The sequence below is a fragment of the Paenibacillus sp. J5C2022 genome, assembly GCF_025567625.1.
Classification (GTDB): Bacteria; Bacillota; Bacilli; order Paenibacillales; family Paenibacillaceae; genus Pristimantibacillus.
The window spans coordinates 1-25,405 of the sequence record NZ_JAOQJC010000040.1 but is presented as its reverse complement, the minus strand read 5'-3'; the positions used below and the strand labels follow the sequence as shown (position 1 = coordinate 25,405).

At 50.4% G+C, this 25,405-nt stretch carries 20 protein-coding genes; 16 read left to right on the top strand and 4 right to left on the bottom strand.

Annotated elements, in window-relative coordinates; genetic code table 11:
- The first annotated feature begins 26 nt into the window (after window positions 1-26).
- Entirely contained in the window at window positions 27-1,247 is a 1,221-nt protein-coding gene (locus tag M6D81_RS24930; protein WP_262679889.1) for an alpha-D-ribose 1-methylphosphonate 5-triphosphate diphosphatase, read from the top strand.
- A gap of 6 nt (window positions 1,248-1,253) precedes the next feature.
- On the opposite strand, the gene sspI is transcribed toward M6D81_RS24930, so the two are convergent.
- Both sspI and M6D81_RS24920 read right to left on the bottom strand, forming a co-directional pair.
- Entirely contained in the window at window positions 1,254-1,499 is a 246-nt protein-coding gene (gene sspI / locus M6D81_RS24925) for a small acid-soluble spore protein SspI (RefSeq protein WP_262679888.1), read from the bottom strand.
- 92 nt (window positions 1,500-1,591) lie between these two features.
- Window positions 1,592-2,002, bottom strand: coding sequence for a hypothetical protein (locus M6D81_RS24920; RefSeq protein ID WP_262679887.1), 411 nt, complete (start codon window positions 2,000-2,002; stop codon window positions 1,592-1,594).
- Window positions 2,003-2,160: 158 nt separating this feature from the next.
- Between M6D81_RS24920 and M6D81_RS24915 the strand changes: the two genes are divergently transcribed.
- The 11 genes from M6D81_RS24915 (at window position 2,161) to bshB2 (ending at window position 17,632) form a co-directional block, all read left to right on the top strand.
- Window positions 2,161-2,409: a hypothetical protein gene (locus M6D81_RS24915; protein WP_262679886.1), complete on the top strand. Its 249-nt coding sequence runs from the start codon at window positions 2,161-2,163 to the stop codon at window positions 2,407-2,409.
- 77 nt (window positions 2,410-2,486) lie between these two features.
- Entirely contained in the window at window positions 2,487-3,302 is an 816-nt protein-coding gene (locus M6D81_RS24910; RefSeq protein WP_262679885.1) for a TrmH family RNA methyltransferase, read from the top strand.
- A 593-nt stretch (window positions 3,303-3,895) separates the two neighbouring features.
- Window positions 3,896-4,849, top strand: coding sequence for an ABC transporter permease (locus tag M6D81_RS24905; protein ID WP_262679884.1), 954 nt, complete (start codon window positions 3,896-3,898; stop codon window positions 4,847-4,849).
- Between the two features lie 14 nt (window positions 4,850-4,863).
- Window positions 4,864-5,751, top strand: a complete 888-nt coding sequence (locus tag M6D81_RS24900; protein WP_262679883.1) for a carbohydrate ABC transporter permease — start codon at window positions 4,864-4,866, stop codon at window positions 5,749-5,751.
- A gap of 54 nt (window positions 5,752-5,805) precedes the next feature.
- Window positions 5,806-7,377: an extracellular solute-binding protein gene (locus M6D81_RS24895; protein ID WP_262679882.1), complete on the top strand. Its 1,572-nt coding sequence runs from the start codon at window positions 5,806-5,808 to the stop codon at window positions 7,375-7,377.
- 41 nt (window positions 7,378-7,418) lie between these two features.
- Window positions 7,419-10,679, top strand: coding sequence for a discoidin domain-containing protein (locus tag M6D81_RS24890; protein ID WP_262679881.1), 3,261 nt, complete (start codon window positions 7,419-7,421; stop codon window positions 10,677-10,679).
- Window positions 10,680-10,714: 35 nt separating this feature from the next.
- Window positions 10,715-12,790, top strand: a complete 2,076-nt coding sequence (locus M6D81_RS24885; protein WP_262679880.1) for an alpha-L-rhamnosidase-related protein — start codon at window positions 10,715-10,717, stop codon at window positions 12,788-12,790.
- Between the two features lie 37 nt (window positions 12,791-12,827).
- On the top strand, window positions 12,828-14,621 hold the full coding sequence (locus M6D81_RS24880; RefSeq protein WP_262679879.1) for a sensor histidine kinase: 1,794 nt from the start codon (window positions 12,828-12,830) through the stop codon (window positions 14,619-14,621).
- A 22-nt stretch (window positions 14,622-14,643) separates the two neighbouring features.
- The gene (locus M6D81_RS24875; RefSeq protein ID WP_262679878.1) at window positions 14,644-16,143 is read left to right on the top strand and encodes a response regulator; all 1,500 of its coding nucleotides are present in this window, start codon (window positions 14,644-14,646) and stop codon (window positions 16,141-16,143) included.
- A 449-nt stretch (window positions 16,144-16,592) separates the two neighbouring features.
- The gene (locus M6D81_RS24870; protein WP_262679877.1) at window positions 16,593-16,937 is read left to right on the top strand and encodes a YojF family protein; all 345 of its coding nucleotides are present in this window, start codon (window positions 16,593-16,595) and stop codon (window positions 16,935-16,937) included.
- Between the two features lie 20 nt (window positions 16,938-16,957).
- The gene (gene bshB2 / locus M6D81_RS24865; protein ID WP_262679876.1) at window positions 16,958-17,632 is read left to right on the top strand and encodes a bacillithiol biosynthesis deacetylase BshB2; all 675 of its coding nucleotides are present in this window, start codon (window positions 16,958-16,960) and stop codon (window positions 17,630-17,632) included.
- A gap of 124 nt (window positions 17,633-17,756) precedes the next feature.
- On the opposite strand, the gene M6D81_RS24860 is transcribed toward bshB2, so the two are convergent.
- Both M6D81_RS24860 and M6D81_RS24855 read right to left on the bottom strand, forming a co-directional pair.
- Complete coding sequence (locus M6D81_RS24860) at window positions 17,757-18,368, bottom strand: cupin domain-containing protein (protein ID WP_262679875.1); 612 nt, start codon at window positions 18,366-18,368, stop codon at window positions 17,757-17,759.
- 93 nt (window positions 18,369-18,461) lie between these two features.
- Window positions 18,462-20,837: a hypothetical protein gene (locus M6D81_RS24855; protein WP_262679874.1), complete on the bottom strand. Its 2,376-nt coding sequence runs from the start codon at window positions 20,835-20,837 to the stop codon at window positions 18,462-18,464.
- 189 nt (window positions 20,838-21,026) lie between these two features.
- On the opposite strand from M6D81_RS24855, the gene M6D81_RS24850 reads away from it, so the two are divergent.
- The 4 genes from M6D81_RS24850 to M6D81_RS24835 form a co-directional block, all read left to right on the top strand.
- Entirely contained in the window at window positions 21,027-22,025 is a 999-nt protein-coding gene (locus M6D81_RS24850) for a LacI family DNA-binding transcriptional regulator (protein WP_262679873.1), read from the top strand.
- Window positions 22,026-22,191: 166 nt separating this feature from the next.
- A complete protein-coding gene (locus M6D81_RS24845) occupies window positions 22,192-22,515 on the top strand; it encodes a fibronectin type III domain-containing protein (RefSeq protein ID WP_262679872.1) in 324 nt (107 codons plus the stop codon).
- A 113-nt stretch (window positions 22,516-22,628) separates the two neighbouring features.
- Window positions 22,629-23,744: a response regulator gene (locus M6D81_RS24840; protein WP_262679871.1), complete on the top strand. Its 1,116-nt coding sequence runs from the start codon at window positions 22,629-22,631 to the stop codon at window positions 23,742-23,744.
- 568 nt (window positions 23,745-24,312) lie between these two features.
- Window positions 24,313-25,405: S-layer homology domain-containing protein (locus tag M6D81_RS24835; RefSeq protein ID WP_262679870.1), on the top strand; the 1,093-nt coding region annotated here is incomplete at its 3' end.

Below are 25,405 nucleotides of genomic sequence, written 5' to 3'. Positions count from 1 at the left end.
TGAATAACATGTAAAGGGTGTTGGATATGGATGCAGCAAGAAATGTTCAGCCATATGACGATACAACTGCGCCTATCCTTATCGTGAACGGCACAGTCGTGCTTCAAGATGAGGTGGTACGGGCTGCGGTAGCCGTTGAAGGGACTGTTATTTCGGCGCTGTTAAGCGGGAATGAGGAAATCGGGGCATGGAAAAAGGAGCGACCGAATGCCATCACGGTGGACGCCTCCGGAAAGTATGTGCTGCCCGGATTGATCGACATCCACTGCGATGCGATCGAGAAGGAGGTGCAGCCGAGGCCCGGAACGCTATTCCCGCTGCCAATGGCGCTTATGGAATTCGAGCGGAAGCTGCCGCTTCATGGCATAACGACGATGTTTCACTCGCTTTCGCTGGGGACAGGCCTTAGCCTGAGAGGTGTGCATCTGCTGACGGATATGGTAGATCAGATTCGCCGGCATCGACGTGGAAGCACTTATGTTAGGAACCGGATTCATCTGCGCTTCGAAATTTCCTTCCATGACGGCCGGGACATATTGGAGAAGCTCTTGAACGAAGGGGACATTCACTATTTGTCCATTATGGATCATTCGCCGGGGCAAGGCCAGTACCGAAAGCCCGGTTCCTTCGAGCGATATGTGATGAAAAATCAGGGCGTTACCGCCGCTGAAGTAGCCGTGATCGTAGACGAGCTGATGGAACGGAGGGAGCGGGTCGATTATGCATGGTTGAAGTCGATCACAGAGCAAGCCGTCTCTCAGGGAATCGCCGTCGCATCCCATGACGACGACTCCCCCGAATTGATTGAGCGTCAGCGGGAATTGGGCGTTACGGTCAGTGAATTTCCCATAAATATGGAGACAGCCCGTTATGCTGCGGAAAGCGGGATGTATGTATGCGTCGGAGCGCCGAATGTCGTAAGAGGCGCCTCGCACGATGACAATCTGCGAGCAGTGGACGCGATTAAGGCCGGGGCCGCCCATATTCTTTGCTCCGACTATCACCCGTCCTCATTGCTCGCGGCCATATTCAGACTCGCGGATGAAGGATCGGCCGAGCTGCCCGCCGCCGTGGCGATGGCTTCATTGCGTCCGGCGGAAGCGATGGGTCTTTCGAAGAAGCTGGGCTCCATCGCAGCAGGCAAAGCGGCCGACCTTATTCTTGTTGATTTTTACGAAGGAATGCCTCTGGTTACGAATACGATTGTAGACGGTACATTGGTGTATTCAGCCTGTACACGACACTGACAAGCGTTAGGAAGGGGACGGATTGGCAGCCGTATTGTTCCCGGCCGAGGACAGATGCTGATGCAAGGCTTGCACCATCTGGCCTTGAGATGAAGGGTTCGATTGCTTCCAGATCATCTCGAACAGAACGCCGAGGCCAGGCAAGGCGCGCTCGTCATGATCGATGGAGCTCTCGATAACCTCCTTCAGTTGGTCCGCCGTATTGCTCTGCACACGATTGATAATCGCTTGCCGAAGATCGATGTTGTTCACGGGTAATAACCTCCTGCGGCATGGGATTTGCAATCTTACTATGCCCAACAACCGGACTGCCCATCCTTCCTCATTCCGTGCTTGAATCGTCGTCAGTAACCGTACCCGCCGTAACCACCGCCGTAACCACCGCCGTAACCACCGCAGCCTCCACCGCATCCGCAGCCCCCGCCGCAGCCTCCGCCATATCCGCCTCCGTATCCGCCGCCGAAGCCGAACGGCACGATGAACAGGGCGGCGATTAAAGCGACGGCAATGGCAATGCCGAAGAAGAAGAAGAAGGATACATTCGCCTTTTTGGAATTTTTACGGCTCCGTCTAGACCGTTTCTTAGCTTTGTTGAAGGCGGCTCCCGATCCTTTCGTATCTTGCGAGAAATAGACTTTCCCGTTGCTGCAGGCTTTAATGGTTCCACATACGCGAGAGCCGTCAACCAGGCGGGCGCATACTCTTCTTCCGATATAAGGGCGCAAGGCGGCTTCTGTTGGTGAGAAAAGTTTCATGTTAACACCTCGCTTTCATAAGGACTATATGTAGTATATTCTTGCGATCCGTTAATAGATTGGACAAATAGCGGGGTGGAAAAGCCATTACCTCTGCCGGTATAGCTTCATAAAATAAGATAAGCTATCGATTGAATACGCATGAGGGGCGAAGAAGCATGAAATTCAGGAAACCGTTCTGCGGCTGCCGCGTGAAAATCATTCGTAATGAGGGGACTATTATTATTGGCAATATCGGTAAAATCATCTATTCCAGCAACTCTGTCACGAATAGTCCGTCGGGATCGGGCAACAACGGGGAAGTGCAGCTGGAGAACATGAAGCTCAAAGAAATAAAGGGCTGGAAGACGATTCAGGGCAAGCAAAAGAAGAAAGGGACAGGCAAGAAGCGGGTGAAGGGGAGTTAGTCCTCACGCTTCCATTACGTAAATGTCATGGTATACTGGGAACACAGGTAACAAGAATGGAAGAAGGTTAAGGATGCATGGATAAGAGTGAATTCGGGAAACATCATAAATACATAGCTTCTCTTCAGAACGAGCGGGCCAAGCTGTGGTCTTCGCTGCTTGAGAAGAAGCATCGCGATCGGCAAAAGCGATTTCTTGTGGAAGGCATTCACCTGATCGTAGAGGCGGCGAAATACGGCGCAGCTGTTGAAACGGTCGTCTATGATGAGGAACGAGGCGTGCCGGCGGAGCTGGCAGAGGTGCAGGACCATCTGAATGGGACGGAATGGATGAGCGCTTCGCGCGCCGTGATGGCGAAATGTACAGGAACGGATTCGCCGCCGCCAGTGTTCGCCGTCGTCGTCAAGCCCGGCTGGAGCGGGGAGACGATCTATCGCAGCAATGGCCTTGTCGTCGTGCTGGATAATGTGCGCGATCCCGGCAATGTGGGGACGATTATCCGAAGCGCGGATGCGGTCGGCGCGGATGCGGTCATACTGGGAAAGGGCTGCGCCGATCTCTATAATCCGAAGACGGTTCGCTCTACGATGGGCTCGTTGTTCCATCTGCCTGTCGTGGAAGGCGATCTTCTGCAGCTTATGCCGGAGGCCAGAGCGCGAGGGCTGCGTCTTGTCGGAACGAGCCCGCAGGCTTCGCATAATTGCTATCAATATGATTGGAAGCAGGGGATCTGGCTGGTCATGGGCAATGAAGCGGACGGGGTGTCGGAAGCGGTGGAAGCGCTGCTGGACGACCGACTTATCATCCCGATGAAGGGGAAGGCGGAATCGCTGAACGTGGCGATGGCGTCCACAGTGCTTTTGTACGAAGCGCTGCGGCAGCGGACATTTTAACGAGTAACAATTCCATTTCCCTACAACGCCGTACAACTGTTGCTGAGTGAAAATAACCGTCTCAAATCACTTAAGACTGGAAGTTGGTTGCCGCTTTTCATCAACCACACCTCCAGTCTTTTTCTCATTCATTTAAACCACCACAGCAAGGATTTCCCATGTAACACCTGAATAGGTAATCACTGATCAATCATCATTCAATACCCACAGTTTTGGAACAATACGATCCTAAGCTCTGTTCCCGCATACGCTCGTACAGGAAATAATGGTGAAGATATATTCTGAAGTCAAATGGAAGCTCATGTTAATATTGTTTGGGTGCTTATGCGGTATATCGTTAAGTCACTTTCAGTATAAGTGGTGTGACAAGAAGTATGATGATTTAATGGGTTTTGCAGATAGACATTTATTTGAAATAACAGATGATTGAATTTGGTACACTTCATTTAATTGGTGTACTTTTTTTTGTATGAAATTCATGTGATAGATTAAAATATGTTCCATTTTAATCGATCAGTGTCATTTCGGCCCCTTTCTTCTATCCGATATACTGAGTATAACTTCAGAAGGAAGCTCAGAGGGGAGGTGAACATATGCAGCGAGTGATAGAAGCGCAGCTCGCCAAGGACGGTCAAGCCCGGTCAAAGCAAGTTGTACGCGGACTCCGACGTTATTGGTTTTTGTACGTTCTGTTCATACCGGTCATTCTTTATTACGCGGTGCTTCGCTATTATCCCATCGTCCTGCAAGTTGTACTGGCATTTAAAGACTATAAATTGTCTTTGGGCGTATGGGACAGTCCTTGGGTTGGTTTCCATCATTTTGAGCATATATTTGGCAAGCCGGAGTTTTATTCCGTACTCGAGAACACAATCGCAATCAGCTTGCTTCGAATTGTGTTCGGATTTTTTCCGCCTATCATTCTAGCCATTCTATTATTCGATCTACGATCGCTATGGATTCGAAAGGTTAGCCAAACGATTTTGTATATCCCTCATTTCTTTTCCTGGGTGATCATTTACGGTATTGTGTTCGCGATTTTCTCCAATAGTGGGTTCGTGAACCAAATCATCGAAAAATTCGGCGGGGAAGCGCAAAATTTCCTGATGGCATCAGAATGGTTTCGTCCACTCATCGTAGGCAGCGGCATCTGGAAGGAGATTGGCTGGGGCACGATTATTTATTTGGCGGCATTGACGTCAATCAATCCGTCGATTTACGAGGCCGCCAAAATCGATGGCGCGGGACCTCTGCAGCGGATTTGGCATATTACGCTGCCGGGCATGAAGTCGGTCATTGTGTTTTTGTTCACACTGTCTCTGGGTAGCGTACTGAATGCAGGGGTCGAGCAAATCCTGCTGTTCTATAGTCCTGCTACATATGAGGTCGGTGACATAATCGATACGTACGTGTACAGGCAAGGACTTAACGGATTGCAGTACAGCATGGCGACGGCCGTCGGTCTGTTCCAGTCGGCTATCGGACTGATCCTGATTCTGACGGCGAATCACTTAGCGAAGAAATACGCAGGAACGGGTATCTGGTAATGAGGAGAGAGAGTATGACCAATTTCAATGAAAGGTTATATCAAGCGATAAACATCACCGTCGTGCTTGGCCTTGCACTATTATCCGCCATTCCTCTTGTTTACGTCATTTCCATGTCATTGGTCAATGAACAGGAATGGATTGCTCGAGGAGGTTTTATATTATGGCCGAATCAACCAACACTGATCGCTTATGAAAGGCTATTTCAAGGCTCAGCCGTTATCCAAGCGCTTGGCTCTACAGTCGTCCGCACAGTGCTTGGCACTTCGCTCGTTCTTACAATGACTACGATTGCTGCGTATGTACTGTCCAAGAAAAATCTGCCCGGAAGAACGCCGATGCTGTTTTTCATTCTTGTGACGATATTGATTAACGGGGGGCTTATCCCGACTTATCTGGTCGTTCGCGATTTACATTTGCTCGATTCGATCTGGGCACTCATTATTCCCGGCTTGATCGATAGCTGGAGCGTATTGGTGCTCAAGCAGTTTTTTGAAAATATCCCTGATGAGCTGGAAGAGTCTGCTGTTATAGATGGTGCGGGAGAGTTCATGCTTATGCTTAAAATTATGATTCCGATGGCTGCCCCGGCAATGGCGGCAATAGGACTATTTATCGGAGTTGCGCAATGGAATTCATGGTTCGATGCGCTTATATATTTGAATGATCCGCAATGGCATCCGATCCAACTGCTCATTCGCAATATGTTCTCCAGCTCGGAGATAGGCGCACAGTTCAACAATGCCTCTCAGCACAATGCGCTCAATCCGGTGAATCGTGTATCTACGGAGTCGTTAAAGATGGCGCTTGTCGTCATCGGCACGCTTCCTATTATGTTCGTCTATCCCTTCTTGCAGAAGCACTTTATGAAAGGGATGTATCTGGGTGCGGTTAAAGGATAATGTGATTTCTATCCGATATCAAAATAATGAATGAATAGAAGGAGATGCTTGTTCATGTTCAATGGAAGCAATAAAGGAAAGTACTGGACCACTGGATTGCTTATAGGCTCGCTATTGCTGTCGAGCGGCTGCGGCTCGGGTAATGGAAAAAATGATGCAAATCAATCAGAGAAGCCAGTAATAAAGGGTGAGCAAGCGGAACGGTTCAATATCGAATTGATGGAGGTCGGATGGGTCAATACACCGCTTGATGATAATGATCCATACAAAAAATGGATAGACGAGAAGTTCAACATTGATTTCAAGCTGACTGCGCTGCCCGCTGCAGATATGGAAGCGAGAATATTGACCCGCTTCGCCAGTCAAGAGCCGCCCGATTTCATTTTCACCTATGATAAAAATCAAATTCTAAAGCTCCAATCACAAGGTGTGCTAATGGAAGATGTGAGGCCGTTGTTGGAAAAACTTCCATCGATTAACAATGAGTTGAGCGAGAATGCCAAAACGTATGCGATGCAGGACGGTAAAATGATCGGTATTCCAAAGCCGGCCGAGCCCGGCAACTGGACAGTAATGATTCGCAAAGACTGGCTGGATAACCTAGGGCTGTCTATTCCGACGACGGAAGAGGAACTGATGGATGTTATACGCAAGTTCACGACTGACGATCCCGATCAGAATGGAGAGAACGACACCTGGGGCATAAGCTCGGCAGGAGGCGGCAGCAGCTTGGGAGAGATTGCCAACTTCCAAGGGATGTTCGGACAATTTCATGGCTTTCACGTGAAGGATAATGCTGCGGCGCATGCGGTGACAACCGGCGTTCACAAGCAGTTCCTAGATTTTGTTAAAACGCTTGTGGATGAGAAAACAATAGATTCCGATTGGTACACACAAGGTTGGGAGCAGCGAAAGCCAAAGTTGTTCGGCAACAAGATCGGCATTGCATGGTATCCGGGGTCGATCGTTGCCGAACACGAGAGTGTGAATGAGAATAAGGGAGAATATGTGGATGTGTGGGAAGCGATTCCTATGCCGAAAGGCTCCGGGAACGGTGGCGTTAGGCCGCCTAACAATCTTGCTAACGGGATGTACGCCATATCCGCGAACGCCGCGAAAAATCCAGCGAAGCTGGAGAAAATCACGGAGTTGCTGGAAGGCGTCAGCTATCCCAATGACGGTTACTGGGCACTTCGTTGGGGTGTAGGCTCCGATGGTCAGGAAGTCGTCGACTTGGACAATGGATTTAAGTTCTATACGGAATTCAACGACAAGTACCGCAAGGAATATCCCGGGGCGTGGGATTACGGCACTTGGATCAGCACCAGCCGCGACAAAGTGCTGCAAAGCAATTCCGAAGAGCCGAACGAAACCGGCATGAAGCAATTGGAGCTGGATGAAATGGCAAGAAGCTTTGCCGATTCACCGAATTTTAATGACCAGTTGAAACTCGATCCGCAATTGGTATCGGATGTGTCTAAAATGACGGAAGAATTCCAAATCAAATATATTTTAGGCGAGAAAACAGATTACGATCAGTTCATAGAAGACTGGCTGAAGGCTGGGGGGCAGAAGCTGCTGGATGAGGCAGAAAGCCAATTCAAGTCGATGAATTTGATTCAGTAGCAATAAGCTCGACCCATAATGAAGCATAAGGAGACTGAGCTATGGTACCGAATAACACGAAATATATCCTGTTTAAAGGTTTGCTTGTTGGTCTCACATTAACTTTGTTATTGACGAGCGTATTGACATTGCAGCCGAAACGTGCAGAAGCCGCAGGCTGGACGAAGCTGTATACCGAGGAGGGGGGACGCACTCCCTTCGATTTCAATCAGGCGTCCACCAGAGGTCAGAAATTCAACGCTTCGAACTTCAATTCGCTTCGCGTTGCCGCTCCGAGCTGGGGCAACAGCATTGGCAACTTGACCTTATCTTTATATCAGTGGAATACCGATTATGCGACAACGACGAGTCAAACGCCTGTCATGCAGAAAACCTTTGTCGATTACACGGATAACGCGTGGCTTCTGTTGGAATTCCCTATGCAGGGGCAAGGGGAGTTCTTATGGGAGCTAAGCAATCCAACGGAGTGGGTCGGGATATATGCTTATAACCGTGACACTGGAGATACGTCTGTTTCCTATGAGAACGGCCAAGCCGCGCCGGTTCAAAATTACAACTATCAGGCAGAGACAGGGGTAGGATCTGGAGGCTGGAAAGCGCTTTATGAACCTTCAGGTGTGCGCGGCCGTTCGGTAATAGGAGACACAATTGACGGCATGATCCACTCGCGCGGGGAGAAGTTCTACGGTTCTTATTTCGATACGCTGCGTGTACGAGTATCCAATTACGGCGATCAGAACAGGGATGTTACGTTAAGCTTGTTCAACTGGAATACTGATTATGCGACAACGATTGCCGGAGAGCCCCTCGCCACGAAGACATACGAAGATCTGCCGTCGAACGACGTATGGGTGGAACTGAATATGAGCCGTCAGCCGTCGGGTTATTATTTGTGGGTGCTTCATGATCCGGCGGGACAAGTCGGGGTCTGGACGTATACCGAGAGCGTGCATCACGCTCAGGCTTTCGTCAATGGTTCATCGCAAGGCAATGGCTTAGGCGCGTCATATGATTACGAATCTGAAGTATATGCTTATAGCGCGGTTATGCCAGGGAAAGCAGAGAGGCCGATCGGGCCGCAGACTGCTGGAATAAGAGAAACGATTGAGTATTATAGCGGTGCAAGCAATTCCGCGGACAGCGAACAATTGTATTTGTTCGACTGGGGAGACGGTACAGTCTCCTTGTCCTCGTCCGTCAAGCCGATGAATGGAACGGAAACTTATCGTAAAGGGCGCTCCACGCATGCCTGGAAGGAAGCGGGAACGTATGCGGTGAAGGTTCGAGCCTATGACAAAGATGGGAATCCATCCTCAGAATGGTCCTTGCCTCTGCAAGTGACCGTCAGCGGGTCTGCCGTATCCGAACAAATTGAAATACAGGGGTTCACTTCGTCCTCGCGATCGGGTACGGCACATGCGACGGCATATGCCTTCGATAACGATGCATCCACCTACTGGTCGAGCGATATTTCACCGTTTAACGGTTATTCGGAGCAATTCATTGCCGCCGACTTGGGAGAGGTTTACACGGTTGATCAGCTGGAGCTGAAGCCGAGGGCTGGAGGATATGGATTCCCTATTGCACTCAAGCTCTCATACAGCACTGACGGTCAGGTCTGGCATGACATACCTGTGCATCAACAGTCGTATGTACCGAATCCTGTTAATAAGACATTCGTCCTGGAGACAGGGGGGATTGCGGCACGTCATTTTAAATTATCGACAGATCGCATGAGATGGGACGAGAACGGCAGCTATGCATTTCAACTTGCGGATTGGAAAGCCTTCGGCAGGCAAGGCAGCCGCTTCTATACGTCCTTAGGCGATTCGTTCGATGCGAATTGGAGCAATATGTTCCTCGTATACGGATTGGCGCAAAATGAGCTGACGCCGGAAGGGAACCGCTGGCTGAACGGCCCCGGAGGAATATTGGGGATCGGTCCGACGGAGTGGCAATTGTGGTCGGCACAAAAACTGGCTTGGACGAAACAAACTGGCCTCAAACAAGAATTGCTTCAGCAAATGCAGAACGTGCCGATGGACCCGGATGGATTTATATGGGCGCATGCCTATGGACAAAAACATTTGGACTTGTCTAAGCACTACTCTAATAATCCGCTCTATATTATGGGCGTGCACCGTCTGTATATGTGGACACGGGACGAAGGCATGCTGACTGATCCGCTTCCGCCGCTGCCGAATCTCAATGCGCCCGCCTATCCGCAAGGTGTGACCACACTGCTGGAAAAGGTTCGCAAAGCGATGCTATTCATGCTGGAAGAGCAGCAAGGCAATAGCGGCCTTATCCTCATTGACGATCCCGACAATGATGGTACGGCTACCGCCCACGCATCCAACTATTGGGATAACTATCCGATGGGCTATAAAAGCGCATATGAGAACATTTTATTCTATGGGGCCGTACAAGCCATGGTCGATTTGGAAGAAGCCGCCGGCTGTCAAGCCGAAGCGGTAAAGCTGCGTAACCTGCTTCCGATTATTAAAGCTTCGTTCAATGAGACGTTCTGGGATGAACAGAAAGGCCGTTATATCGGTTCGATCGATGTGAACGGAATTGCTTATGATTACGGTTTTACTTTCCTTAATGCGATGGCTGTCATGTATGGCTTGGCCGATACGGAGCAGGCGGATATGATCTATGGCTGGCTTGACGGAAGTCGGATCATAGCGGAAGATACTTCAACCGGGACTGATATTTATGATTGGGGATGGGCGCCAAGGGCGAACACAGTAGCCGTTGAATCGCAGCAGCCGTACTGGTGGTACAGCTACAACGGCGCCATCAGTGTGGCGCCGGGCGGAAGCGCAACGTTCGGGAACCACTTGGAGAACGGCGGCGCAATTTTATATACGTCGTATGACGATATGATGGGCAGGCTGAAATCCAGTGGAGGTGCGGACAGTGCGTTCGCAAGGATGGAGACAATCATTGCGGAATTCAGTCTGGATGAGCTGCGGCGTGATCCGGCCAATAACGTAGGGGCTCCTTGGACGATTGGAATTGTCGGTGAATATCCGGAGTCGGGTATTGTGCCGTTACTGATGCTGGATGGATTTCTGGGCATTCAGGCAAAGCCCGACGGTCTTCATATCAAGCCCGATCTGCCTCATTCACTGGATTACGTAGGTGTGCGCGATGTGATGTATCAAGACCGAATCTATCATATCAGAGGAAGCCGATCGGCATCCGTTCCAGCCGTTACGGAGCAACAGGACGGATCTTATGAGGTGATCGTACCGAACGGTATGGAATATATTATTGCGGAAGTTTGTGAATGAAGCTTAATGCGAAATGAACAAAGGAATGATTGCGAATGAATCGAGCAAAATGGATATGGTATCCAGGTGATTTTGAGCTATGGCTGCATCTGCAAGTGATGATGCGCCGAGATGAGCGCGGCATGTTTATCCCTCCGATCTGGAAGGTGGATTCCTGGCATCCGAATGTCAAATTTCACAAAATCGTGGAGCTGAAGGAGGCAGAGACGGTATCGATCACGGCCAACGGTAGATTCAACGTTATGGTTAACGGGACTTATCATTACAATGCCAAACGGGAATTCACGCTGGAGGAGGGTAAAAACGAGATCGTCATCTCGATGATGAACGATCAGAGCTTGCCGACTATCTTCGTAAGTGGTCCTACCGTAAGGACGGACGACACCTGGAACGTATCCTATCAAAACAATAGATGGACCCCGGCAGCGTCTTGGACATTCGATCATCCAGACCAGTCTCCTGTAACTTATCGCTTGGAAACTGAACGGATATCACCTGTACGGATCGATAAGCAGCCAAACGGCATGCTTCTTGATTTCGGGAAGCAAACCTTCGGTTTTGTGCAGCTGCATGGTATCCAGGGCAAGGGGCACATCCATGTCTATTACGGAGAATCCCCTCAGGAAGCCTTGTCGGAGACACATTGTGAAACGTTCGATGCTGTATATATGGATAATAAATCGAATTATTCGTTCAAGCTGGGCAGAGCCTTTCGATATGTCTATGTAGTAGCGGGTGAAGGGATATGTGTGGAAAGAGTCGATGCACTATACGAATATCTGCCGGTAGAGTATAAAGGGAAATTCCGCTGCTCCAATGAAGTAATCAACGAGATTTGGGATGTATCCGTCCGTACGCTGCATTTGAACACAAGGGAATTCTTCCTCGATGGAATCAAGCGCGACCGCTGGGTATGGTCTGGCGATGCTTACCAGAGCTTTCTGATGAATTATTACAGCTTCTTCGACGAAGCGGTATGCCGGCGTACGCTCATTGCCCTTCGCGGCAAGGATCCGGTGGACATTCATCTGAACACGATTATGGATTATACCTTCTACTGGTTTATTTCGCTGTACGACTATGTGATGTATACGAATGATATGGCCTTCATTAAAATGTTGTATCCGAAAATCGTGACGCTGATGCAGTTTTGCCTGGACCGTACCAATGACGAAGGGATGATGGTCGGGGTGCCAGGAGAGGATTGGATCTTCGTGGATTGGGCGGACATGGGCAAGGATGGAGCGTTGTGCGTCGAACAGATACTATTCTGCCGCTCGCTTGAAATCGTCGAGGGCTTCGCCAGGCAACTGGGTGATAGGGAGGCGGCAGACCAATACAAGGGGATTGCATCACAATTGAAAGCGAAGGTGCTGAACACCTTCTGGGACGAGAGTCAAGGCGGACTCGTGCACAGTCTGGCAGGCTGCGAGCTGAACCGCCATATGACCAAATACGCCAATCTGTTCACCGTCCTGTTCGGATATCTATCGACAGAGCAGACCCTTACTGTGAAGCAAGCGGTATTGATGAACGATAAGGTGCAGAAAATCAAAACGCCTTATATGAGGTTCCATGAGCTTGCGTGCTTGTGTGAAATCGGCGAGCAGGATTACGTCATGCAGGAGATCATAAATTATTGGGGGGCTATGCTGAATTACGGGGCCACGTCGTTCTGGGAGGAGTACGATCCCCATGTAGAAGGGGAGCGGCAGCTCGAAATGTACGGCCGTCCGTTCGGGAAAAGCTTGTGTCATGCTTGGGGAGCTAGCCCAATCTATCTGCTTGGAAAATACTACTTAGGCGTTCGTCCGACATCGCCGGGCTATGCAAGCTATGTTGTAGAGCCTGTCTTGGGTGGGCTCCAATGGATGGAAGGCAGCGTTCCTACACCACATGGAACGGTAGAGGTGTATATGGATCTATCAATGATCAAGATCCGTTCGGCTTCAGGCAATGGCGTAGTCAGGTTCCGTTCAGGCGAATTTCCCACTGTTGCCGGCGGGGAGTTAAGGTCTATCGGTGATGACAGCTATGAGCTATTCATGGACGCGCCGGATACATGGTTCCATATTGCATATACTGCAAGCTTAGATGATGCTGTAGTATAATAGTTGATAACTTGACGACTAAGGAGATTGAAAGCAAGTGAAGAAATGGCAGCGCTTTAAAATGAAAAACCTTCCGTTATTCGCTAAAATTTCGATTGTTTTCTCACTTGTCGTTATATGCTTTAACCTTATTATCAGCTACAGTTCATACTCGGTTTACCGAAACAGCATGGAGAGGCAAGTCGGGGAGTTCGTACCGCAGATATTGTCCCAGGTTAGCGGACAAATCGAAAGCTATGTCAACGAGCTGCTCATGATTCCCCAGTCGATCTTCTATCTGCCGGGGGAGCGCGAGGCTGCGGATATATTCCGAAGCATTAACGAAGCAGCCGATAAACGGTCGCTAAGGGACACGCTGCAATTGCATTCTATTCTCAATCAGCTCAACTTCAGGACGAGTGAAAATCTGCAGGCGATTACCTATTACTCGCTGTCAGGCGATGCCTATCTGCTTTCCAAAGACGGAGGAAAGTGGGTTGAGCAAGACTACAGAAATCAGCACTGGTACGCGGATTTGGATCTCGAGTATAACTCGCCTGCGGTATTAGGGACGTATCAGGATAACTTGCTGCTGGGCAAACCATATGTCTTCTCTATCATTCAACCGATCCGCGGATCGAACCGGCAGCAAATCGATGGCATTATAAAAATATCGGGATCGATTGAAGCGATCGGAAACATGATTGACCAAGTGGATTTTGGAGCAGGATCAGTCGTGTACGTGCTGGATCATCGCAATCATGTCGTCTATTCAACGGCTAAGCGGTATATCGGACAAACATGGAACGACGCTTACGGCGTCAACTGGAGCAAGCGCTCAGTAGGCTCAGATACGTTCGAGCTTGCGGTGAACGGTAAACCGTACTTGTTCAGCTATAATTGGTCGACAGATTCCGGCTGGAAGGTCGTCGGCTTGATTCCGAGCGAGAATATGAGTAAAGGCATTTATCAAATCAAATCTTGGACATACATACTCGTCGCAACGAGCGTGTTGATCGTCATCGGACTGGCTGTCGCTATCGCATACGGTTTTACAAAGCCGCTGCGAAAGCTGAGCGACAAAATAAAACATCTGGATATCAGCTCATTGAACGAGCAGTCCAATGTGGATCGATTAGATGAGATCGGCTACTTATCCAGCTCATTCCACAACATGATCAAGCGTATGAATAGCTTGTTCGGCGAGGTACTGCATGAGAAAGTACTGAAACAGGAAGCGGAAATCAAAGCGCTGCAAAGTCAGATTAACCCCCATTTCATGCATAATGCTTTGGAGACCATACGCATGACCTATAAGACGGGTCGTCACGAGAACGGTGAGCAGGGGCTGATATCGCTGGGGCATGTTCTTCGCTACCAGGCGGCCCAGGAGAAGGAACGAATAGCGATTCCTGATGAAGTCGAGTTTCTGATCAAATATTTAAGTCTTCAGAAGCTGCGATTCGGCGAGCGGCTGTCGATACAAATGGACGTCAATCTGGAAGTAAAGAAGCACACTATTCCCTGTATGATCCTGCAGCCGTTAATCGAGAATGCTCTGAAATACGGGATCTCGCCATTCGATCATACGATATCATTGACGATCCGGCTTCGCGTGGAAGAAGCATTCGTTGTAGGTGAAGTGATCGATGAGGGGAAAGGAATGACCCCGGAACGACTGGAGCAAGTAATAGCCCAAATGCAGTCAACCTCCCGAAGCCAGCAATCGAGAATCGGACTTGCGAATGTGTATCAACGTCTGCGGCTTTTGTTCGGTCCTGCGGGAGAATTAAGTATTGAAAGCCAAGAAAATGTCGGAACGATAGTCAGATTCCAATTCCCATACCAATAACAGAACAGGATGAAGCCGAAATATGCGAATCTTAATCGTAGATGACGAGAAGGAAATACGTTCAGGCATTTGCTTCTTGCTAAGTCAATCGAAGCTTTCAGAACGCTTGGAGGTTATCGGTACGGCTAGCGACGGTAACGAAGCTTTGTCCATTGTCAACTGCAACGATATAGATATCGTAATAACGGATATTCGCATGCCGGGTATGAGCGGTATGGAATTGATCAGGGAAGTGCGTACTGCGCACCCTCACATTCATATAATCATTCTCAGCGGATACGATGATTTCGGTTATGCGCGTGAAGCGATACGATACGGTGCGTTGGATTATTTGCTGAAGCCGGTCGATGATAAGGAGTTAATAGGCATTCTAACAAAGATCGTGGAGCAGTCCGAAAGGGATAAAGGTCTGAGTCTATTCAAGAGCAAAGAGGACTTCAGGATGGAGAGTGAGGACTGGAAAGCTGTCGTTCTCTGCGGAATCGACTACTTGCCGGAGCGCAGGGTGCATGAACTGGGCGGTGAGAATGTGCTTCTGTGGATGCTTGGCAAGCTCTTTACCGAGGTGGCTCAGGATATCGGAGATGCCTGTATCATTACTGGCGATCATGCGATTCCCTTCCGTTACATGTTCGGCTTGTCCGCTGCGGACAAGGAAGAGCTGCAGCAGAAACTGTCAGCGTTTACGCATTCGATTCACCGCTTCTGCGCGGAACGGATCAAGGTTCCTCTCAGTTTAGGCGTATCTGGCCTTTATCACAACGACGCCCTGCATACGTTAGAATTGTATGACTATACCCTCTTTGTCCAAGCGCATCGCGCCTTGTTCTCCAGAGTGCTGCTCGGCAGCGGCATATATGATGATGAACGTGACGGCGAACCGAAGCATCATCTTGTGAGCGAGCGGCTGGAAGCGGCGTTGGAGATTCATGACGAGGACGTTATTATGCGGGAAATTCACACACTCATCGATGCTTGCGTAGAAGAAGGGGATGTGAAGGTATTACTGCTGACGCTGGAGAAGCTGCTGTTCATCGTACATGATAAATTGCAGGAGAAATTCGCTCCTTCGGATCGATTGGGCATAGAGCAGATGAAACAGACGCTAGAGGTGCTGCTGTGGTCAAGCGACATCGGACAATTAAGGAAGATTATGATGGAATGGATGCAAGATGTACTCTCCAAGCTCGATCCGGACAAGCAGGAAGGACAGTTGCTGGGTCGAGCCAAAAAATATATTCAAGCCCATTTGCACCATCCGATCAATTTAGCCGAGGTCAGTCAGGAAACGCACATCTCTCCGCAATATTTAAGTAAGTTGTTTCGCGAAAAGACTGGAGAAACCTTTATCGAATACATGACGAAGCTTCGGATTGATGAAGCCAAACGACTGCTTCAGGAACCGGGGGTCAAGGTGTACGAGGTGGCCGAACGGGTGGGCTATAGCAATTGGAAGCATTTCAGCCGCGTATTCAAGCAATATACGGGATATGGACCGTCCGATTATAAGAAGCATTCCTGAACCCTGTTCCGGGTGAACCGCACATTATACTTGTGCGGTATTTATTATTTTATGACGGACGGTACTTAAGTATCTATATAGATCGCATTATTTATCTGCTTCCTTTATATCTAACTGGATTTCATGTCATTAAATTCATTGAAATGCTCCGACTAATCGCAATGAACTGGATTTCATGCTACTCTTTCCGCCGAGGTTAGCGATCTTGTATCATATGGCCTGTTTTAACTGTACGAATTCCATTTGTAACGCGTGAGACATCCAATATAACTGTATTAATAGCATAAAATCCAGTTAGCAGTCTCCTCCGCGCTCATCGGCAAGTTGAATTGGTCCATGCTTGATACACTTTGCTGCAACAGCTGACTTTATAAGGGTTGCGGACTTGCGGAAATAACGGGAAAGGATTATTCTGAAGGTCCATACAACTTAAGAAATGGAGGGCCTTCATGCAGCTGATCATTCCATCGGAAGTGCAACGACGAATTGAAGACCTGAAAAATCAGGATCTCTATATTCACCTGGAGCAGACAACGGGCGCCTATGCCGCTCATATAGACAGCTCGAAGCATCCTGCCGCCACATTTATTACCAATGCGGTCGTTCGTTATGCTCACGGTTCGATCTCCGGCAACGGACCTTACCGGATCGGCCTCAAGATGCCGCATGGCTGGATCTATTCGGAAGGCTTGACCCATTATGAAGAAAGCGAGACAGACAGGCTCATATTGGCGGGCCATGACAGTCAAGGCAAGCTCATCGTAGCGTTGCAATTAAGCAGGCAGCCCTTCTAGGGAAAGGAGAAGATGATCTTATGGAACACCGTATACTTGTCGTGCTGCCGCATCCCGATGACGAAGCTTTCGGACTGTCGGGCACACTGGCTGCCCATATCCAGAACGGCGAACAGGTGACTTACGCCTGTCTGACATTGGGGGAGATGGGGCGGAACATGGGCATTCCGCCTTTTGCCAGCAGGGTGACGCTCCCGGCCATCCGGAAGCTGGAGCTGGAGTCCTCTTGCCGGGCCATCGGCATACAGGACTTAAGATTGCTCGGGTTCCACGATAAAACGATCGAATTCGAGGATCAGTCGCTGCTGGACGAATCGATCGGGAACCTTCTGGAAGAGCTCCGCCCTTCGCTCATCTATACCTTTTACCCGGGGTACAGCGTTCATCCCGATCATGATGCGACCGGCGGGGCAGTTGTCCGTACGATCGGCAAGCTCCCAGAAGCGGATAGACCGCCCGTCCGCTGTATCGCCTTCGCCAAAAATATGAAGCAAGCTATCGGCGAGCCGGATTGCGTCTACGATGTCCGGGATTTCCTGGAGCAGAAGATGGCTTCCATTCAGTCTCACCGGTCCCAGTTCCAGGCAGCCGAGCTGCTTGGTAAAGGAGAGTTGACGAAGGAGCAAATCGAAGAGCGCTTCGGAACGGAACGGTTCTGGACATTCCCTTTCAATAGTCCGGCCGCAATTCGGTGACGGGAGCGTTCCTTGTATGCTATACGAGCTAGCTAGTTGCAAAGTTTTAGAGGAAAGAGCCCTGATCGTATCCAGGGCTCTTTCTCGTATGCATATGTCGCAGTGAAAAATGCTATTCAGCTTGCTATTCAGCTGCCATCGCAATCGCTTTTGTTTCGTGAACGGTTCCGAATGGATGCTGAGGCGGTGCATAGATGACATAAACTTTAAGCGGCTCATGACCTGTATTGGTCACATTGTGCCATTTCCCCGCAGGAACCATAATGGCGTCGTCATCGCCCACTTCTGCCGTGAAATCCAGTCTGTCCTTGCTGTCACCCATCTGAACAAAGCCTTGCCCCTCTTCAATTCGGATAAATTGGTCGGTATGAGGGTGAACCTCCAAGCCGATATCAGCCCCCACATCAATACTCATTAAGGTTACTTGCAAATGTTCCCCAGTCCATATCGCGGTGCGGTAAGTCTTGTTTTGCTTGGCAGCCTCTTCGATATTGATAACCAACGGATATGGACCGTAATCTTTTAACACCAATTGCCGATGGTATTGGTTCCAATCATGTCGTTGGCTCTGGGTGTTCCAGTTGTAATAAAGGTTCCAAGGATAATGCCAGCCGTGATCGTTCCAACCGAACGAATGGTATGGGGTGATGCGCTGCCAGCTATGATCGAACCAGTTGTACGAGTTGCAAGGAATGCTGGGCTGCCGAACATGATGCTTGTAGCAATCGTGATTCATCGATCTTACTCCTCTCGCTATTCATCTTCTCTATCCTATGCAACAGCCCAGCTATAGGTAATCGACAGAAGCGAATTGGCGAGAAGCTTATCATTATTCGTAATAAAAGGTTGCCGTAGCTACGGTATCGCGATTGGCGGCAAGACGGACCCACTGCGCCGCATATCCCGCCGGGAATGCGTGCTCCAGCGTCTCTCCCGGTGCAACGGAAAGGACGCCGTACACTGCCCAGCTGTCATCCCCTTGGAAATCTACTTCTACTGTAAATTCCACCGCTTCTGTATCGCTGTGGGATAATGCCAGCCGCTTCTCCCGATACCCTCTCATGAGATAGGGATCGGACGGAATGCCCGCCGCTGCTTCAGCTTGCAGCCACGGTCCGCCAGTACCGCACGTCGCGCCGAAGGAGCGCAGATCGTCTACGTTGCCGAACCATAGCGCAGCCGTCCCGTCTTCCGAGCGAACGATATGATCATTAGAATCGGGGGATGCGTCGATTACTGTCGCAATGCCGGATAGAACGAGCATACCGCGCCAAGAGCAGAAGTCGTGGATCAGCTTGTTATGCGTACATATCGGCTGAATGCGATGAAGCCCGCCCGAATGATGATCGGGCAACTCGTAGAAGGTGCCATGCACATTCATCAAGGAGCGTTCCGTCACGACTTCACGAATGACTCTGCGATAACCGCTTGTACGCTCCTCATCATAAGCGGAGTGTCCCTTCGGCAGCCGGTAGCGTCTGCCATCCCCGTCTGTGACAATGACGGATGCGTCATCCAGTTCGTATTGGGGGGCCGGCGTCAATTCATCTCGCAATCGGGCATGCAGCTTCTCATCGTTCAGCTTCGCGAAGCGGATGTCCTCCCTAAGCTCGTAAAGCGTCTCCGCCATGACAGCGACTTCGCCATTATAGTGCGTCGCGGCGACATGAAGCGGCAAGCGCATATCGTCGGAAGCGTACAGAATGGCGTCGCTGCGCGGACCGGCATAGCCTGCATCGGCCAAGCCGGCCAGGAGGTCCTCCCGGCGCAGGTTGCCAGATGCGTGATGGTAGACGAACGCGGCGGTTGCCGAGCCGGCATCTTGCAGCGGCACGATTCTGACCCATTCCGCCTCCAAGTCTTCCGGGAAAATATAATAATGATAGCCGCACGCAGGCACAACGAGCGAAGCATGCTCTTCCGTCCACTTGCCGTTGCCCTCGAGGTCGAGCTGGATACGGAAGGTTACTTCATGCGGCTCCGTATGGCTGACGTGGAGTACGCGCGTCTGGAAGCCCGCGAAGTGGAAAGGCTCCGACGGCATGCCTGCATGGATCGCTTCCCTGCTCCATACGCTGCCCCAGCCGAACGGCTGGCCGAACGTCTTCAGCTTGTCGATGGAAGTGAACAGCAGATTGGACTGGCATCTGCCCGTGAGCGGATTGTACTGAACGGATGCATCGTTGCAGCCCAGCACCAGTTGACCGTTCCATTGCTCGTAATCGACGATCATGCCATGGTGCACGGACAGGGGGCGGATGCCTGCTGTATAGTCATGCGAGAATGCCGGAGGGAACTCGTAGAGCATGCCGAACTTGTCCATCAGCCACTTCTCCGCTCCGATGTCGCGAATGCGCGGCCATTCCGTGAACCAGCCGTTATCCGCGATATGCGTAAAGCTTGCCATCGGCAGCCGGTATCGCTTCCATTGCCGCTTATGGCAGACTTGCAGCAGAACGGATTTGTCGTCCCAGCCGAGAGCCCATATCGGGGCGTCTTGATCCGGAGCGCCATATAAGCCTCCCGGTCCCGTCACCTCTGTATACTTGTTCGCGTCGACGATATTCCAACTGTCTCTCTCGCCCGGGTGTCCGTCGCCGAGCCATTCCGCCAGTGCGCCGCCTTCCCCGTTATTGGACACGACCAGCCGCTCCTGGCCCGTGTAAGCCCCTTTGCCGTGTACGCCGGGAAGCAGATAGTTCCCCTGCAACTGCTTCATCACGTTAGGATCGCGGTATAACGTAGTGACTTCCAAGGTGTGCACGTCGACTTCATATAGACCCGATTCCATCGTATAGAAAATGACTTTGTTCGCAGGATCGGTGAGATGGCGGGCGACGCCGGTAAGCCGTCCTTCCATCGCCGAAGCCGGTACCGCTCGAACGCGGTCATGCCTGTCAATGAAGTATGGCCCCAGGATCAGTTGCTCGCTCTCGCGATGAATCATTCTGCTGGCATGCGTGCCGCCAACGCTCTCCGGATGTACGGTCGCCCTCATTTCGCTATCGAGCGAGTAGAGCTTATCTTCGCTTCCGAATGGGCAGTGGGCGGGATAAGTCATATACCATAGCTTGTCATTCCAGGCAGCTACCGCTCCGATTCCGCATTCCCATTCCGGTTTGAGCGGCGTACCGTTCGTACAGACAAGATGGGGGTATACGCCGCTGAACGATCGTTTCGTTTCACTTTTTTGGCTGGAAGGCATAAGTCTAATCACTCCTTGGACAAATTAACTTACTCGAGTAAGTTTGACTATATCATATATTCGTCGGATAATTATTGCAATACTCTACTTGGATTTTAAGTCATATTAATTACTCGAGTAAGTAAAAGTGTTCAAAGAGAAGCGGGAATGCTATGATGGGAAGATAAGTGATGAAATTGGATGGGAGACATGAATATGGTATCTCGCAAGGAAGTGGCGGAGCGTGCAGGCGTTTCGGTTGCAACGGTATCGTATGTGCTCAACGGGAAACCGGGGGTGAGCGAACAGACGAGACGGAAGGTGCATGCAGTCATGAGCGAACTGGGGTATAAGCCCAGCTATGCCGCACGTGCCTTGAAAATAAAAAAAACGAACCATCTAGCGGTGCTGGTGCACTACTTGGGCGATCCGTTCGAGGCGGGGATACTAAGCCATATCGAGCATCAGGCGCGCAGTCATGGGTATTTCGTCAGCTTCCAGACGTATCATCGAGAGGATGAGGAACGCTTCCTCCAGGACGTGTCCGGAAGAATTGACGGTGTGCTGCTGCTGGGACAGAGCCTTATGGAAGAGAACTTAAGCGGGCTTCTTGCGTCCGGCATCCCGGTCGTCTCCATCTTGGAGCCGATGCGTCGGACTGGAGGGGACGCATTCGTCGATATGGATTGGGAGGAGGGGATGAGACAGCTAATCCGCCACTTTGCCGAGCAAGGTCATCGTCGGATCGGGTTCATGGCTACCGGTATTTCCGACCATCCCCATGAGCGCCGAAGAGAGGCGTTCCGAATCGCAATGGCAGCCGAAGGACTGCATTATACGGAAGAAGATGTGCTTATCGGAGGCGGACGTCTGGAGGGAGCGAAGTCGGCCATGAAGCAGCATTTGACGGGCGGAACTGACCTTGTACCTGCCGCATGGATCGCCGCCAATGACTTGATGGCCGTCGGCATGCTGTCGGCATGTCGCGAGGCGGGAGTTAGAGTGCCGGAAGACATGGGAATAGCGGGCTGCGAGAACATCTTGATGACGGAGCAGACCGAGCCTCGAATGACCGTTCTGGATTATCCGAGACGGCATATTGCCCATATGGCTGTAGACATGCTTGTCGAATGCATTGCGAATAAACAGCCCCGCAGCTGCAAGATAGAGAGCCGGCTTATCATTCGCGGCTCAAGCGCGAGGGAATAAGCCGGCATCGCGTATCAGATTTATACTTACCGATGAAGCAGTGACGCAGTCTGGCCTCCATACGTAATGTGAGAATTTTGTGAGAAAGGGATGGTAGATTATATATGATTGTGATTATTTACTAGTCAAAGAAGGTGGAATTGTGCGCGTAAGCATGCATAGGACAATGGAAAGGCAACATGTCAAGCGCTTGTATCGTTCAGCGTTCGAACCGGTCATTCTATCTGCAATTGCAGGCGGTGGCCAAGTGACTCTCCGGTGGATCGGTACTCCGAACGACTCCAACTACAATCTCTACGTAACAACAGACTCCGGTCGTTACGATGCCAGTCCGACTGTGACTGTGGCAGGCACCTATTATACCTATGTCGGATTGGACAATGGCGTTACCTATTACTTTACGGTTACGGCCGGACAACTGGGAGAAGAGAGCGCGCCATCCAACGAGGTGTCGGCGACGCCGCGGCGAGAGTCTGTTTTGCGTCGCTGATTCGCCCGACCTCCGTTCATAGTAAAAATTGTATCGTACTTATGGGAAGATTCCGCTCTGCGTGTTAAACTGAATGAGAGACAGATGATGAGCATTGACAGGGTGGAATGCGGATGTACAAGGCTATAGTTGTTGAAGACGAGATACCGAATCTGGAACTGATGAAAGTCATGTTGACGAAGTTTTCGAATATTGACATTATAGGATCTTTCGATAGCCCTCTGGAGGCGTTCGCCAGCATGAAGGAATCAACCGACATGCCTCATGTGGCGTTCATCGATATTGAGATGCCGGAGATGAACGGCATTGCCTTTGCACGAAAGCTGTTGGAGCATTGTCCCCGGACAGCTATCGTATTCGCTACGGCCTATCGGGAATATGCGCTTGAAGCGTTCGATGTGCAAGCGCTTGATTATATTTTGAAGCCGGTTACTCCTCCTGCGATTGAAAGAGTATTGTCGCGGCTTGAGCAGCATACGGGGGGGATGGAAGATACGAATCCATCGCTGGCCGGCTCTGCCGAAATTCGCTGCTTCGGCGGATTCGAAGTGCGCAGCAGCGCCGGCGGCCTTATACGTTTCCCGTCGCGGAAGGCAGAGGAACTGTGCGCCTATTTGTTATGCCATCCCGGAAGGGATATAAGCAAATGGCAGCTTATCGATTTGCTATGGCCGAATATGGAGATTGAACGGGCAACTCATAATCTGCACAATGCGGTGTACTTATTGAAAAAGCTGATAAAAGATAACCGTCTGCATATGGAACTGAAAAAAACGAACGACGGTTATGTTCTGGAATCGAATGGGCCGCAATACGACTATTTGCTATTCCAATCGCAAGCCAGATTGGCAGGACTTGATCCAAGCGGCCGATCTCACGCGGAGCAACTCTGCTTGCAATACCGCGGAGCCCTTCTGGAGGGCAAGCCGTATCTATGGAAGCTGGCACTGGAAGAGGAGAGCTCCAAGCAATATGAAGCCTTGATCGGAAGCATCGTCCGTTCCCACATGTCCCTTGGGAATTGGTCATTAGCGGAGGAATGGCTGCTCCGACTGTTGGCCATCTATCCGCTTCATGATGAAATGAACGGCCTGCTGTTAGAGTTGTATGGCCGAAGCGGCAAGCGGGAGAAAGCGATGGCCCACTACAATAGACTCAGGGAAGCTTATATCCGGGAGATGGGTATGGAGCCTCCATGGGAACTGAAGGAGAAAGCGACAGCCGAATAGCGAATGGATTGCGACCGTAATCGTCCTATTTTAAGGATGGTAACGGTTTTTTTCTTACACAGTTGATTGTGCCGTCGCAGTTTTTTTTGCAGCGTACTACTTTAGTAGGACTACTAGCTAGGAGCGCTCCTTGTATAATGCAGAATGATGTCGAAATACGGTTATGCATTCAATACTAGAACAGGAGTGAGCAAGGCATTGAATATGCCATAATGAACATCTTGACAGTCTGGATTCGCTGTTGTCGCAGGTCTAGGACGAAGGTGCATTGCGGTTTGTCGATGAGCTTGGTCGATTCGTGAGGGATTGTGAGAATTTTGTGAGTAAAGACCTATACAATAGTTGGAGGTTAATGTGATTGCCAATGAATAGCGAGTGAGAACAGCAACTAGATAAATAGAGAGGCAGGTGGGCTGGCTATTGGCAAGTGAAAAAGTCGATTTTGACTGAAGTATGTCGGTCTTTTTTGGCATGTGCTAATAGGAAGCTGCAGACTGCGACGACAGGGAAGCGTGCCGTCCGTACTGCATAATGTAATGAGTTATTTTATCGGGAGGTAATGGTTGGAATGGAAAAAGTAAATAGGGAAATGAGTAAGAAGATCGCATTCATGTTGAAAAATATGTTTGTATGTACACTCATCATTGCAGTGATTGGCACGGGAGCGGGGATTGCGCAGGCAGCCGGTTCCTTCCGAGATGTTCCGGTGAATTCATGGGCACATAAATACATAGCGAAACTGGAAGCAATGGGAGTCGTTGAAGGAGACGAGCAGGGCAATTACAATCCGAACGCTTCCATCAGCCACCAAGAAAGCGTCATTATGGCTCTTCGATTCATGGGCTATGATACAGTTCCTGCAAGTGAAGAATCATTCTCCTATCAAGTGGATGACTGGGCCGCAGATTGGGTCAACTTCGCAGTCAAGAAGGGAGTTGTTAGCCCATCTGAAGAGACGGAGTCGGAGCATTGGGGCAAGGAGAACGTTTCCCGCGAGTGGGCGGTCAAGCTTGCGATCCGAGCGTTAGGCGATCAACAATCGGCCGAGGATATGGCATCTCAGCCGACCGGGTTCGCGGATGATTCCAGCATTTCCTCCGGGTATAGAGGATTTGTTCATGCTGCGCATCAGAAGGGCATTATTAATGGGTTCCCGGATAATACGTTCAATCCGCAAGGGAATGTCACCAGAGCGCAGATGGCGGTCATATTCGGCAATGCGGAGAAATATATGCTGCAGCCTGCCAACGGAGCGCTTCGCGGCCTTGTGTTGAGCGTATCCGCGAATGAGCTGACGGTACGCGTTGCAGACGGAGCTGTGGAGACATTCGAGATGGCTCAGGATGCGTACATCTACGGAAGCAACGGACTGGGAAGCGAGCTCGAAGAGGGACAGCAAGTACTCGTTATTCATCAGCAAGGCTCTGCTTACTTCGTAGAGGTGTCTTCCGATTCCGATGACAAGCTCTCAGAAGGGCTGAAGGGCGATAAAGGCGATAAAGGCGACCAAGGCGAACAAGGAGAGCAAGGCGAAAAAGGTGAGAAGGGCGACCAAGGCAATCAAGGTATTCAAGGATCACAGGGTGTTCAAGGTCCGCAAGGCGTGAAAGGCGACAAGGGTGACCAGGGCGAGCAGGGCATCCAAGGCGTGAAAGGCGACA